At 43.1% G+C, this 14,225-nt stretch carries 14 protein-coding genes; 8 read left to right on the top strand and 6 right to left on the bottom strand.

The genetic code is table 11. The features are described from left to right. Positions 1–4: 4 nt before the first annotated feature. The 3 genes from Xhom_RS48045 to aspA form a co-directional block, all read right to left on the bottom strand. On the bottom strand, positions 5–1,795 hold the full coding sequence (locus Xhom_RS48045) for a protein-disulfide reductase DsbD (protein WP_069316976.1): 1,791 nt from the start codon (positions 1,793–1,795) through the stop codon (positions 5–7). Positions 1,796–2,008: 213 nt separating this feature from the next. After that, positions 2,009–3,310: an anaerobic C4-dicarboxylate transporter gene (locus Xhom_RS48040; protein WP_069316975.1), complete on the bottom strand. Its 1,302-nt coding sequence runs from the start codon at positions 3,308–3,310 to the stop codon at positions 2,009–2,011. A 140-nt stretch (positions 3,311–3,450) separates the two neighbouring features. After that, complete coding sequence (aspA, locus tag Xhom_RS48035; RefSeq protein WP_069316974.1) at positions 3,451–4,875, bottom strand: aspartate ammonia-lyase; 1,425 nt, start codon at positions 4,873–4,875, stop codon at positions 3,451–3,453. Between the two features lie 357 nt (positions 4,876–5,232). Between aspA and Xhom_RS48030 the strand changes: the two genes are divergently transcribed. From Xhom_RS48030 to Xhom_RS48015, 4 genes are all read left to right on the top strand, one after another. Further along, positions 5,233–5,772, top strand: a complete 540-nt coding sequence (locus Xhom_RS48030; RefSeq protein WP_069316973.1) for an FxsA family protein — start codon at positions 5,233–5,235, stop codon at positions 5,770–5,772. Positions 5,773–5,949: 177 nt separating this feature from the next. Next, a complete protein-coding gene (locus Xhom_RS48025; protein WP_069316972.1) occupies positions 5,950–6,243 on the top strand; it encodes a co-chaperone GroES in 294 nt (97 codons plus the stop codon). A 53-nt stretch (positions 6,244–6,296) separates the two neighbouring features. Next, positions 6,297–7,943, top strand: a complete 1,647-nt coding sequence (groL, locus tag Xhom_RS48020) for a chaperonin GroEL (protein ID WP_069316971.1) — start codon at positions 6,297–6,299, stop codon at positions 7,941–7,943. A gap of 157 nt (positions 7,944–8,100) precedes the next feature. After that, positions 8,101–8,442 (top strand): DUF4156 domain-containing protein, encoded by a 342-nt coding sequence (locus Xhom_RS48015; RefSeq protein ID WP_069316970.1) that lies wholly within the window; start codon positions 8,101–8,103, stop codon positions 8,440–8,442. A 69-nt stretch (positions 8,443–8,511) separates the two neighbouring features. On the opposite strand, the gene epmB is transcribed toward Xhom_RS48015, so the two are convergent. Further along, positions 8,512–9,537, bottom strand: a complete 1,026-nt coding sequence (gene epmB / locus Xhom_RS48010) for an EF-P beta-lysylation protein EpmB (protein ID WP_069316969.1) — start codon at positions 9,535–9,537, stop codon at positions 8,512–8,514. Positions 9,538–9,577: 40 nt separating this feature from the next. On the opposite strand from epmB, the gene efp reads away from it, so the two are divergent. Both efp and sugE read left to right on the top strand, forming a co-directional pair. Beyond that, on the top strand, positions 9,578–10,144 hold the full coding sequence (gene efp, locus Xhom_RS48005) for an elongation factor P (RefSeq protein ID WP_069316968.1): 567 nt from the start codon (positions 9,578–9,580) through the stop codon (positions 10,142–10,144). A 201-nt stretch (positions 10,145–10,345) separates the two neighbouring features. After that, complete coding sequence (gene sugE, locus Xhom_RS48000) at positions 10,346–10,660, top strand: quaternary ammonium compound efflux SMR transporter SugE (RefSeq protein ID WP_069316967.1); 315 nt, start codon at positions 10,346–10,348, stop codon at positions 10,658–10,660. A gap of 44 nt (positions 10,661–10,704) precedes the next feature. On the opposite strand, the gene Xhom_RS47995 is transcribed toward sugE, so the two are convergent. Continuing rightward, positions 10,705–10,917: a helix-turn-helix domain-containing protein gene (locus Xhom_RS47995; RefSeq protein WP_069316966.1), complete on the bottom strand. Its 213-nt coding sequence runs from the start codon at positions 10,915–10,917 to the stop codon at positions 10,705–10,707. A 217-nt stretch (positions 10,918–11,134) separates the two neighbouring features. Here Xhom_RS47995 and Xhom_RS47990 point away from each other — a divergent pair, with 217 nt between their 5' ends. Then, complete coding sequence (locus Xhom_RS47990; protein WP_069316965.1) at positions 11,135–11,311, top strand: helix-turn-helix domain-containing protein; 177 nt, start codon at positions 11,135–11,137, stop codon at positions 11,309–11,311. Between the two features lie 138 nt (positions 11,312–11,449). Here the strand turns inward: Xhom_RS47990 and uriH are convergent, their stop codons facing one another. After that, on the bottom strand, positions 11,450–12,400 hold the full coding sequence (gene uriH / locus Xhom_RS47985) for a uridine-preferring nucleoside hydrolase UriH (protein WP_069316964.1): 951 nt from the start codon (positions 12,398–12,400) through the stop codon (positions 11,450–11,452). A gap of 452 nt (positions 12,401–12,852) precedes the next feature. Here uriH and Xhom_RS47980 point away from each other — a divergent pair, with 452 nt between their 5' ends. Beyond that, positions 12,853–14,154 carry an NAD(P)/FAD-dependent oxidoreductase gene (locus Xhom_RS47980; RefSeq protein ID WP_069316963.1) on the top strand — a complete coding sequence of 434 codons (1,302 nt, stop codon included), beginning with the start codon at positions 12,853–12,855 and terminating at the stop codon, positions 14,152–14,154. The last annotated feature ends 71 nt before the right edge of the window (positions 14,155–14,225 follow it).

The following is a 14,225-nucleotide window of genomic DNA, read 5'->3' as shown; positions in this document are numbered from 1 at the left end:
CAGATTATTTTTGTTGTGGATGCTGTACTTGTTGTATTTTCTGTAAATGCTGGCTAAAACGTTCTGCATTCATGAATCCATTGACTTGCGAATTGGTTAGCTCTTTTCCTTCTGTATCAAAAAACAAGATAGTAGGAAGTCCTATTACGTTTAATTTTTGCAGTAATTCTTTCTGGTTTGGCTCATTACTTGTGACATCAGCTTGTAATAAGAAGAATTGGCTCAATTGTGACTGTACTTGTGGATCACTGAAAGTATATTTTTCAAACTCTTTGCAAGCTATACACCAGTCAGCATACAGATCCAACATAATCGGCTTGTCATGATTTTTAGCTAAAATCTGGTTTAACTCCTGCCAGCTACTGATTTGTTGGAATGTGACAGAGGCTTTCTGTTGTTCTGTCGCCGGGCTTCCCCATACCCAATCTTGCAATGGGCGTGAGGCAATCAGAGCCAGCGCCAGTAAAACAATTTGCAAGGTTCGTAACCAGCCCTTTTTACTGCTTAAGGTCAATGCGAAAGACCAGCCAAGGAAGGAGACGGCCAGCAGGCTCCATAATCTCGTACCCCATGTGTCTCCGAGTATCCGCTCCAGTAAAAAGACAGGCAATGCCAGAATAATGAATCCGAAAGCCTCTTTAATATATTGCATCCACGGGCCGCTACGAGGCAAAAGTTTGTGGCCGAATAAGGTAACGGCGATAAGTGGTATACCCATACCCAGTGCGTAGAGGTAAAGGGTCAGGCCACCGACCAGCGTATTACCGCTTTGGGCGATATAGAGCAAAATGGCACTGAGTGGTGCAGTGGTGCAGGGGGATGCGATCAACCCTGCTAAGGCTCCCATAACTAACACACCAATATAGGAGCCGCTTTTCTGTTGGTTGCTCCAATCTACCAGACGAGTTTGGGCAGAAGCAGGGAGTTGTAAGGTATATAGCCCAAACATGGATAGGGCGAGTAAAATAAACAGGATTGACAGCCCGACCAGAATGTAAGGATTTTGCAGGGCCGTTTGAAATTGTAAGCCTGCCGACGCGACGATTAACCCCAATATAGTATAGGTGAGCGCCATTCCCTGAACGTAACTCATGGCGAGCCAAAAGATTCGTTTCAGGCTTTCAGGGCGTTTCTGTCCCAGAATAATGCTGGAAATCAGCGGATACATGGGCAATATGCAGGGAGTAAATGCAATACCAATGCCAATCAACAGTGCCCATAGCGGTGAAAAAGGCACGTCATGGGTTTTGCTATTGGTATTTTCTTGTTGCAGTGGCTCTGTCGATAATGACGCATTTTGGGAAGTCGTTATATTATCGGGCGCTGTTGCTATTGCATTATTTGGTGCCATTGACGTTACCACTACTTGTAGTGGTACGTTGACGGTTTCTGGAGGATAGCAGTAACCCGCCTCTGCACACCCTTGGTAAGTGACTTCAAGTGAGGAGTCATTAGTAGCAGATAGGATCGGGACATCAATATGTACAGATTGAAAATAAACTTCAGTCTTACCAAAAAACTCATCTTCATGCTTGCTGCTTTTGGAATACTCAATTTTTCCCAGCGACGCTTGTTTAGGTGTGATACTGAACTGTTGTCGGTAGAGATAATAACCGGGTTTGATATCCCAGTTTAATGTGAGTTTATTTCCCTGTTGCTGAAAATCAAACATGAATGCCTGATTAGCAGGAAGGTAGCGATTTTGTCCGAGTTGTTCAAACAGTGTGCTGGCTTTGATGGGTGAGGTAGCAATACCGCTGAACAGCAGAAACAACATGAGAATACGTTTCATCATAATATAGTTTTTGACCTGCTTGTATCGTGGTTTGATTTGTGAAACTTACCAGACTTTGAACTATAACTGATGGCATCTATGACAGAAAGTCAATTGACTAATATTAATGCAATGTTAATTTTTTGATAGCCAAATATTTTTGGCTGGAAATACTTCAGGGGCATTGTCAGCCCCTGAAATAACGTTTTTGAATGAATGTTCAGTATTATGACGTTACAAGATCATGCCACCAAACAAAAAGCCGAATGAAACGGCCAACACAACGGCAATGGTGCCCGGAATAAAGAAAGGATGATTGAATACAAATCGGCCAATACGGGTGGTTCCGGTATCATCCATTTGCACAGCGGCAACTAATGTCGGATAAGTTGGTAGGATAAACAGGCCAGAAACCGCAGAGAAAGAAGCTATCGCTGTTAATGGTGTTACATGCAATGCCAGTGCCATTGGCATCAAAGCCTTCGCTGTTGCGGCCTGCGAATAGAGTAATGCAGAGCAGCAGAAGAAAATAACCGCCAGCAGCCACGGTTGAGCATGAATCAGACTACCGGCTGTTTCTTTTATCCAATCAATATTGGCCTGCACAAAAGTATCACCCAGCCATGCAACCCCTAAAATACAGATACATGCACTCATACCTGCTTTAAAGGTACTTGAGTTCAGAATAGCATCGGTATCGACAGAGCAGATGATGGTGGTTAGGGTGGCAATACTGAGCATAATAATCAGAATCGCATTAGTGGTATTCATCAGTGGTTTTTCAATCAGACCGACACTCGGACTGTTGATAATTGCATAGATGACAACACTAATAACGCCCAGCAGGAATAACAAAACAGACAGTTTAGCCTTGGGTTTAATCTGAATTTGATGAGCGCCACGCATTTCTACCAGACCATCTGCAAGGCGTTTTTGGTAGATGGGATCTTTCGACAGTTTGGAATCAAAAACCCATGAAATGATGAATGACATCAGGATGATTGCAAAAAATGTTGAAGGCATTAGTACCATAAGTAAATGTATATAACTGATGCCTTGATTTTCCATGACAGATGCCATGTAAACGACCGCTGCCGAAATAGGGGAGGCAGTAATCCCTATCTGAGCTGAAACAACCGCAGTAGAGAGTGGGCGACAAGGTTTTATGCCCTGCTCTTTTGCCACTTCCGCAATAACAGGAAGTGTTGCCAGTGATATGTTTCCGGTACCTGCAAATAAAGTCAGAAAATAAGTGACGATAGGTGCAAGGATTGTGATGTATTTTGGGTTCCTGCGTAGTAATTTTTCTGTTTGTTGAACTAAATAATCTAATCCACCTGCTACTTGCATGGCTGAGATAGCGGCGATAACCGCCATAATAATTGAAATAACATCAAATGGTATGCTACCCGGTTTAACACCGATGGCTGCAAGGACTAAAACGCCAATCCCGCCAGCAAAACCAATTCCTATTCCCCCTAGTCGTGCTCCCAAAAAAATGGCCAGCAGAACAATAACTAATTCTACGGCTAACATGTTACGTACTCCTTAACTTATTTAGTATTATGAAAATCTATGGTTAATATTTTGTGTTTGCTGAAAATTAAAAAGGCACGCTTCCGGTTGGAGTTGCGTGCCTTAAAAATTAAGACGAGCTCGTTATTATAAGCATTTAATTAATCATCAAAACGTTTTGCTTTATAAGTTGGATGTTTTAGGTTCTCAACGGAGAAAATATCATCTAATTCAGCTTCGGTCAGTAAACCACGCTCTAGCACAACTTCACGAACACTTTTGCCGGTTTCAGCACAGATCTTGCCCACGATATCGCCATTGTGGTGGCCAATGAATGGGTTCAGATAAGTGACGATACCGATAGAGTTGAACACAAAGCTTTCGCACACTTCTTTATTAGCAGTGATGCCGTTGACACATTTTTCAACCAGATTACGGCATGCGTTGCCCAGGATGGACATTGACTCGAACATCGCCTGACCAATCGCAGGTTCCATTACGTTAAGTTGTAACTGGCCTGCTTCTGCTGCCATTGTGATACAAATATCGTTACCAATAACTTTGAAGCAAACTTGGTTAACGACTTCTGGCACAACAGGGTTAACTTTGGCTGGCATGATGGAAGAACCTGCCTGCAATTCTGGCAGATTGATTTCATTCAGGCCAGCACGAGGGCCGGAAGAGAGCAAACGCAAGTCGTTACAAATCTTGGACATCTTAACTGCCAGACGTTTCAATGCCCCATGAACCATAACGTAGGCGCCGCAGTCAGAAGTCGCTTCGATCAAGTCTTCTGCTGGCAGACAAGGTAACCCTGTGACTTCTGCCAATTTCTCAACGACCAGTGTTTGGTAGCCTGGCGCAGTGTTTAAGCCGGTACCGATTGCTGTCGCGCCGAGGTTCACTTCCAACAGCAATTCTGCCGTGTGAGTGATATTTTTGATTTCTTCTTTTAGCAGTATGGAAAATGCGCGGAACTCTTGACCCAGAGTCATTGGAACAGCATCTTGCAGCTGGGTACGACCCATTTTCAGGATATCGTCGAATTCAACGCCTTTTTTGTCGAAGCCTGCTTTCAACAACTTAATTGATTCAACTAAGCCCATTAGTGAATTATAGACAGCAACGCGAAAGCCAGTAGGATAAGCATCGTTGGTTGATTGGCTTTTGTTCAGGTGATCATTAGGATTCAGGTACTCATATTCACCTTTTTGATGTCCCATCAATTCAAGGCCGATATTTGCCAGTACCTCATTGGTATTCATGTTCAATGAAGTACCCGCTCCGCCTTGAAAGACATCAACAGGGAATTGATCCATATACTTGCCAGTGTTGAGGATTTCATCACAGGCTTTGACAATAACGTCCGCAATTTTGCCAGGGATAGTATGGAGTTCTTTGTTTGCCAGAGCCGCAGCTTTTTTCACCATCACCATGCCGCGGATGAATTCAGGGACATCGTTGATGGTACGGTCACTGATATAAAAATTTTCAATCGCACGCAGAGTGTGAATACCATAGTAGGCTTCAGCGGGAACTTCTCGTTTACCTAACAGGTCTTCTTCGATACGAATGTTGTTTGACATGAGAACCTTCTTAACTTGGATACGTTTTTTTACTGTTATATTAAGTGTTTGTTGAGAATAATGTTGCCGTCAACAAATGACGTGATATTAATTACTTATCACGAAATTGCCGGCGCGATCATATGTGGATTTACCAGAAATGCCTTGAACCTAGATCACTTTATAGTGCTATTTTATTAATGAGATCACATATGTGTGACTAAGGTCACGATTCCAGAGATGAAAAGTCAACTATCTGTAGTATTGAAAATGGTTACTATTATCTCCATATTATGTAATCTGATCCCACATTATGTGATTTCACTTTATGTGAATGAGAAATAGAGTGTGGACAATAAATAATTAAAGGAGAACCACGTGCGCTGGCTCCCACTAATTCTTATATGCTTGCTGGTTTACATCGAATCAGTCCTGTTTGTTCGTATTGCCTCTGAAGTAGGGGTTTTGTTGACTCTGCTGCTTGTTATTCTTACTTCTTGCCTTGGGGTTTCTCTTGTACGCAATCAGGGCATGAGTAATTTTATGTCGATGCAACAAAAAATTGTGGCGGGTGAAAGCCCTGCGGAAGAAGTCGTTAAAAGCGTTTCTTTGGTCTTTGCCGGTTTTTTGCTGATATTACCCGGATTTTTTACCGATTTTCTCGGATTACTATTGTTATTATCCCCTGTACAGAAACTTCTGACAGCAAAATTATTGCCCCATATTAAGCTCTATCGGCCGAATGTTTTTCGTGGCTCAAATTATACTGGTGGCTATGGGCAGGACGGCCAGAATGGACAAACTTTTGAGGGCGAATATGAACACAGGCGGGATGATGCTTCCAGTAAATTGAATAATCAGCCGCAAGATGATCAGAAAAATCATGGCGAACATGGCAGTGGGCACGATAAAAGATAATTGTTCCTGCTTTGCTTATTATTTGAGCGGGTAAACAAAAAGTAAAATATTTTTTACTTGCCGCCCCTTGAAGTACTGATCTTAAGCCCCAATTTGTAGCTTCATGGTACTGGTTCTATTGGGTTCTGGTATCAATCCTCTTACCTGATATGGACTTTATTTATAGGAGATCTATCAATGAAAATTCGTCCATTACATGACCGCGTTATCGTTAAGCGTACAGAAGTTGAATCAAAATCCGCTGGCGGGATTGTCCTGACTGGCTCTGCTGCGGGCAAATCTACCCGTGGGGAAATTTTGGCAGTTGGCAACGGTCGCATCCTTGAAAACGGGGAAGTGAAGGCGCTGGATGTAAAAGTGGGTGATACCGTCATTTTTAATGAAGGTTACGGCGTTAAAGCAGAGAAGATCGATAATGAAGAAGTATTGATCATGTCTGAAAGCGACATTCTTGCAATTGTTGAAGCGTAATTGAATCCTCACGCTAACCCTTCTTAATTGAGCGAATTTAAAGGAAAGACACAATGGCAGCTAAAGACGTAAAATTTGGTAATGATGCTCGCAGCAAAATGCTGCGCGGTGTGAATGTACTGGCTGATGCAGTTAAAGTGACCTTGGGTCCTAAAGGCCGTAACGTAATTTTGGATAAATCTTTCGGTGCGCCTGTTATCACTAAAGACGGTGTATCTGTAGCACGTGAAATCGAATTAGAAGATAAATTCGAGAACATGGGTGCACAAATGGTTAAAGAGGTTGCCTCTAAAGCCAACGATGCAGCCGGCGATGGTACTACTACTGCAACCGTATTGGCTCAATCTATCGTCACTGAAGGTCTGAAAGCTGTTGCCGCTGGTATGAACCCAATGGATCTGAAACGGGGTATCGATAAAGCGGTTGTTGCTGCTGTTGAAGAGCTGAAAAACCTGTCCGTACCTTGCTCTGATTCCACTGCCATTGCGCAGGTTGGTACTATCTCCGCAAACTCCGACGAAACTGTAGGTAAACTGATCGCAGAAGCGATGGACAAAGTCGGTAAAGAAGGTGTAATCACTGTTGAAGAAGGTACTGGCCTGGAAGACGAACTGGATGTTGTTGAAGGTATGCAGTTCGACCGTGGTTACCTGTCTCCTTATTTCATCAACAAACCAGAATCAGGTTCTGTTGAACTAGAAAGCCCGTACATCCTGCTGGTTGACAAAAAAATCTCCAATATCCGTGAACTGCTGCCAGTTCTGGAAGGTGTTGCTAAAGCAAGCAAGTCTCTGGTTATCATCGCTGAAGACGTTGAAGGTGAAGCACTGGCAACTCTGGTTGTTAACAACATGCGTGGTATCGTGAAAGTTGCTGCGGTTAAGGCACCTGGTTTCGGTGATCGTCGCAAAGCGATGTTGCAGGATATCGCTACCCTGACCAATGGTACTGTGATTTCTGAAGAGATCGGTCTGGAGCTGGAAAAAGCGACTCTGGAAGATCTGGGTCAGGCAAAACGCATTGTTATCAACAAAGACACCACAATTATCATTGATGGTGTAGGTGAAGAAGTCGTAATCGCTGCACGTGTTACTCAAATTCGTCAGCAAATTGAAGAATCTACTTCTGATTATGACCGTGAAAAACTGCAAGAGCGTGTAGCTAAACTGGCAGGCGGTGTTGCTGTAATCAAAGTAGGTGCGGCGACTGAAATTGAAATGAAAGAAAAACGCGCTCGCGTTGACGATGCTCTGCACGCAACCCGCGCAGCAGTAGAAGAAGGCGTTGTTGCTGGTGGTGGTGTCGCACTGGTTCGCGTTGCTAGCGCGATCTCTAACCTGACTGGCGACAACGAAGATCAGAACGTTGGTATTCGCGTTGCACTGCGTGCAATGGAAGCGCCAATGCGTCAGATCGTAGACAACGCAGGTGAAGAGCCATCTGTTGTTGTTAACAACGTGAAAGCGGGTAAAGACAACTACGGCTATAACGCATCAACTGAACAGTACGGCGATATGATCGACATGGGTATCTTGGATCCAACTAAAGTAACCCGTTCCGCGCTGCAATTCGCCGCTTCTATCGCTGGTCTGATGATCACCACTGAAGCAATGGTGACTGATCTGCCTAAAGATGACAAATCTGACTTAGGTGCAGCTGGTGGAATGGGCGGCATGGGTGGAATGGGCGGCATGATGTAATGTTGCTCATCCTGCTGATGGAATTGCCCATCCGATAGGATAAGATTTTAAAGGCGAGCAGATTTTTCTGCTCGCCTTTTTATTTTTTGTTCTAATGGAATACAAAAGGGTATATTTATCATCATTATAGAAATTTCTATAATCAATGAGGAAAGTTATGCGAATCAAAATGTTATTTGGTGCGTCAGTATTGTTGCTGGCGGGGTGTACAACAAACCATCAATTAACCTCTGCTGGTGCTAATGTACGTTTCATGGATACTCAGCCGGGCAGTGAATGCCAACGGTTAGGTGAAGTTGTTGGTACTCAAAGCAATTGGTTCAATGGTGTCAGCAATGAGAGTAGCTCTATGCGTAGCGCCGCCAATGACCTGCGTAATAAAGTGGCTGAAATGGGCGGAAATGTTATTTATGGCGTAAATAGCCCATCCCAGAATCTATTGGGAAGCTTTGTTCCCCTTGATAGCAAAATGGTTGGTCAGGTCTATAAGTGTCCTTAATCACTAGTATCCCTAATGGGATTTCAAGTTGCAGCCCAGTCAACGAAGCTGCAACTTGAAAGGGGAAGATTATAGCCCTAAGCCCAAATCCAGAGGCGTTTTACTGGGTTCTCCACCAATTTCTCTTGTCAGGCAAGGAACCAGATAACCGGAGACTTTCGTTAATAATTCCCGCATTATTGCTTTTGCTTCTTCATCATCAACGAGAAAGTGTGCGGCGCCTTGAACTTTATCCAGAACATGGATGTAGTAAGGCAAAATACCCGCATCGAATAATGCATTACTTAAGTCTGCCAGTGTTTCTGCATTATCATTGATATCACGCAGCATCACGCTTTGATTTAGAAGTGTCACGCCAGCCTGTTTTAGCCGAGTTATACTTTCTCGGAAGGCATCATCAATTTCATTTGCATGGTTGATGTGGGTCACCATGATCACCTGCAAGTTTGATTGTGCCAAACGATTACACAGGGTTAGGGTGATACGATCAGGGATAACAACCGGTAAACGTGTGTGGATCCGTAAGCGTTTAATGTGTGGAATAAATTCAATGTGGCTAATTAACCAGTCCAATTCATGATCTTTCGCCATCAATGGGTCACCACCAGAGAAGATGATTTCATCTAACTCAGTATGTTGCTCGATATAATCCAGAGCGAGCTGCCAATTGTTTTTATTTCCCTTGTTATCTTCATAAGGAAAATGACGACGGAAGCAATAACGGCAATTGACTGCACAACCCCCTTTGACTAATAGCAATGCTCGGTTGCGGTATTTATGCAACAGCCCGGGCACGACATTACGCTGTTCATCTAGCGGATCTGTTGAAAAGCCAGGAGATATTACAAACTCTTCCCGTGCAGTCAGGACTTGCAATAGTAGAGGATCACGCGGATCGCCTTTTTTCATTCGTGCTACAAATGCTTTTGGCACACGTAGGGGAAATAATCGCTTCGCCTCATTACCGTCTTTCAGTATGGCGTGTGAGTTTAGGGATAATAATTGCAACAACTCATTGGGATCTGTAATTACATCCGCAAGTTGTTGTAGCCAGACTTCTCTGACAGGGGGAATATGGGTTATAATGTGTGCCATTTTTTGGCTAAGCCATTTTGTTAAAAATTAGAGGATCTCCATGGCTACTTATAGTACCAATGAATTCCGTTCAGGTCTTAAAATCATGTTAGATGGCGAGCCGTGCGCTATTCTAGAAAGTGAATTTGTTAAACCAGGAAAAGGGCAGGCATTTGCCCGTGTTCGTATTCGTAAACTGATTTCTGGTAAATTACTAGAAAAAACCTTTAAATCAACAGATTCCGTTGAAAGCGCAGATGTCATGGATATGAACCTGACCTATTTGTACAACGACGGTGAATTCTGGCATTTCATGAACAACGAAACTTTCGAGCAGTTAGCTGCAGATGAGAAAGCCGTTGGTGACAATGCAAAATGGCTGATCGATCAGGCAGAATGTATTCTGACTCTGTGGGATGGCCGTCCTATCGCTGTAACCCCGCCAAACTTTGTTGAACTGGAAATTACTGAGACTGATCCAGGTCTGAAAGGTGATACCGCCGGTACTGGTGGTAAACCTGCTACCCTGAGCACTGGTGCTGTAGTAAAAGTTCCTCTGTTCGTACAGATCGGTGAAGTTATTAAAGTTGATACCCGTTCCGGCGAATACGTTTCTCGCGTGAAATAATCGCGTTTGCTATTTTAGAAAAGCCGTGGCCTCTTCGTCTAGAGGCTGCGGCTTTTTTTATTGTGTTTTTGTTCTGCGATTGCGGTTGTAAAATCGGCTAGTTATAATTCAGTTTCATTTCTTAATCGTTGTCTGGGACGACCCAGATAAACGCCATCATATTGGGGACGGCCCCATTTGCCACTCGATAAAGGGAAAATCATGTCTTGGTTGGTCCTCCTTATAGCAGGTTTGCTGGAAGTAGTGTGGGCTGTAGGCCTTAAATATACCCACGGTTTTTCACGTGTGGTGCCGAGCTTAATTACGATCAGTGCGATGATTGTCAGTGTGGGATTGCTGGCCTACGCCATGAAAAATTTACCGACAGGAACAGCCTATGCTGTGTGGACAGGCATTGGTGCTGTAGGTACGGCGATTTTTGGCATAGTGGTGTTGGGGGAGTCAGCAAACTTGGCCAGGGTGATAAGCCTTGGCCTGATTATAGCTGGTATTATTGGTTTAAAGCTGGCGAGTTGATAATTGGTGAGTAAACCCAGCATTGAGCTGGGTTCTATTGCAGGTCATTTTCTTTCATAGCGCGAAGGCCATATCTCTTCTGGTGTGCTTTCCAGCGCTGCCGCGATAAGACGTTCGCCTTTTGGCCAGTGGCGTTGCAGTGCGTTGGCAAGAGTTGATGAAGCCAGTCCCGCAGCACGCGATACTTCTGATAACGTGGTTCCGCGTTTTTTCAATGCTGCAATGATGTCAGCAGAGTGCCAGTCTTTTTTTTCCATTCTAAATCTCCAGTTACCTATCATTTTTTTAAATTAAAAAGTAAGCCATTAATAAGTAGACTATAAGTCACACATCATAGCATAAATTAGATTGAAATGTGACTCATAGTCCGTGGTCGGATAAGTAACAAGAATCGATACTTTTCGGATGAAAACGTCGAACAATATCAGATCCCTTTTTGGGCAAAGAATTAGGTATCTCAGGAAAGAAGCAGGGATGTCGCAGGAGGCTTTTGCCGATAAATGTGGATTGGATCGAACTTATGTCAGCGGTATTGAGCGCGGAGTAAGAAATCCTACCTTAGAAATTATTTATGTCATCTCCAATGGATTACAAATTGAACTGAATGAATTGTTCGATTTTGAGACGATGACTTCGTTTCATGAAGTCTAATTTATAAATTAAATAGAAGTTCCTTTGGCCATTAGTTAGAGAAGTTTTTCAATGGTCAAAGGAAATACCTCCCTTCATCGTTCAAGTTGTAGCCTGTAAAGCGGTAACTCGGAATTTATGGAGCCGTGGTGATTGAAATCAATAAGTGGTTTCACCGATATTTTTCAAGGCATCAATCACTAACTGCCAGAATTTAGTTTGATCCAATTTGACGGCAACTTGCGTATGGCAATCGTCAGGAAGAGGCCAACGAAAATCTGCGACGGTCATTCCTGTTGTCAGTGTTCCTGTCAGCTCGATATTAACGGGGACTTTTTGAGTCGTCATCACAGTAGGGTCAATCACGTAGGCTACTGCACAGGGATCATGCACAGGAGGATAGCTAAACCCTTGAGTTTCACGACATCTCTTCCCATAAAATTTCAGAGCATCCAAAACGAACTGAGCAGAACGTGTTTTAATCTGGGCGATAGCTTCAAGAATATCAGGTGTCGCTTGAGCTTGGTGAGTGAGATCTAAGCCGACCATTGTCAGCGACCATTTTTCATTAAAAACGATATGTGCCGCTTCCGGATCTATAAAGATATTGAATTCTGCAACAGCACTTCTGTTACCTTTATGATAGCCACCGCCCATCAAGACCACTTCCTTCACCCGCTCAACGATATGAGGAGCCTTACGTACAGCCATGGCGATATTAGTCAAACCGGCAGTCGGAACCAGAGTCACACTTTTGGGGGGATTTTCCATAATCACATCAATGATTAAATCAACGGCGTGACGGGCATCTAGCCTCGTTGCAGGTTCAGGCAGAATCGGACCATCTAAGCCTGTTTCACCATGAATATCCGGCGCAGTTTTGATTTCTCTAACAAGTGGTCTGTGACATCCTGCAGCGAAAGGAACATTGTGAATATTGGCTATACGGGCAATGCAGAGGGCATTACGGGTGACTTTGTCTAGGGTTTGGTTGCCAACAACGGTTGTTACCGCCAATAGTTCAATATTAGGGTCTCCGTGGGCAAGCAGGAGGGCAATGGCATCATCATGACCGGGGTCGCAATCAAGGATAATTTTTTTGGGTAGCATATTTATTCCTTTTAGTCATTATCCCCTTTCATCTTTCAAACGGTTGCTTTGTGATCGCAAATTGAAATCGATTGGGTACACATGCAAATATCCATTCTCAGAATAATTCACTATTGGAAAAAATTCCCCTTCCGCTCATCACAAAATGAAAACATAAAAACTATAAATAATTAATAAACATGTCTTTAATTGTGATTTAATTAACATATAAATAACAAATGATTTGAGCATTTTAAGTACATATGATTCATATATAGGCAAGATAAGGGGTGCGCCGATATCTGCCTCATTATTTTATTAATTTGTTAATGGTTTTGGTCTTGATTGCTTTGTTAATACACCTGAATAATTAATATTCAACAACATGATAAATGCTCCCCCTGAAAAATAGCAGTAGTAAGACAGATGGCAGTACATCATCAGGGGATAGGCAGAGGCTCACGGGGTATAACATGTACAATGATATTGATTCATTAACCTATTATGCGGCAACTAAAAAATACGATCTCCATTTCCCGACACTGACAGAAGATTTGGATGTTGATGTCGTTATTATTGGTGGCGGCTTTTCCGGTATCAATACGGCACTGGAACTAGCTGAAAAAGGAATCACCAATATCGCTATTTTGGAAGGTCGAACCTTGGGATATGGCGGAACAGGTCGTAATGGTGGTCAGGTGATGACGGGGATTGGTCATGACTTGGACAGGATCAAACGCCATATTGGTGAAAAAGGCCTAGAAACCATATTTAAAATCAGTAGCTTGGGTGCTGGAATTATTCGAGAGCGAATAGCCAGATACGACATTAAGGCCGATTTTTGTCGAGGTTATGCGTATCTTGGTTGGAACTCTCGACACGATAAAACCTTACAAAGTTGGTTGAAAGAGTTTCGTTTAGCTTCTCCTGATGAGGAAATTGAACTTTATACTGGCTCTGATGTGAAACAAGTCATTGGCTCAGATCGCTATACCAGTGCATTGAAGCACATGGGAGGCGGGCATGTTCATTCACTCAATTTGTTGTTAGGGGAGGCCAAGGCAGTCTCGGAATATGGCGTCAAAATTTTTGAGAACAGTCAGGTTGTGAATGTAGAGTATGGCTCAAGGGTCACAGTGCATACACCATTAGGTTCGGTTCGTGCCAATAAAATGTTGTGGGCATGTAATGGCTTTTTGGATGGGCTTGATCCCACTATCTACAAAAAAACCATCAATACCTATGCCTTCCAATTGATGACGGAAGAACTGCCAGACGATCTGATCGAAAGGATCAGCCCGATTCGGGGCGCTTACAGTGATATTAGCCCTGTCATCGATTACTACCGCGTTACTAAAGAAAACCGCCTGTTATATGGCAGTGCGACACATTTTATTGAATATATGCCTTCCGATTTAAAAGCATGGAACCGCAATCTCATGCTGAAAACCTTTCCTTACCTGAAAGATGTGAAAATTGAACTGGCATGGGGTGGTCCATTATGTTGTAGCGCTAATTTGTTCCCACAAATTGGTTCCCTGCCTAAGCATAAAAATGTGTTCTATGTTCAAGGTTATTCAGGTTTTGGTGTGACACCGAGTCATATTATCTGCAAGATTTTGGCTGAGGGAATGAGTGAAGGCTCTGATCGTTACTCGCTGCTGAGCTCTATTCCACATCTCGATATTATCGGGAAAGACAAATTGAGAAATGTGCTTCTCTCTGCTGGCAAGATTTGGCACCAAACTTCAGGTTATTGGAAAGGGCGTCGTTAGTTTTATCCCTGTTTAACGTTTTTTCTTTTTCTATTTTTGAACTGTAACTTTTTGAACGGTAACTGTTAAAA

Source organism: Xenorhabdus hominickii, assembly GCF_002632725.1.
Classification (GTDB): domain Bacteria; phylum Pseudomonadota; class Gammaproteobacteria; order Enterobacterales; family Enterobacteriaceae; genus Xenorhabdus; species Xenorhabdus hominickii.
Note: the sequence above shows the minus strand (reverse complement) of the source record. Positions and strands in the feature narration are given on the sequence as shown.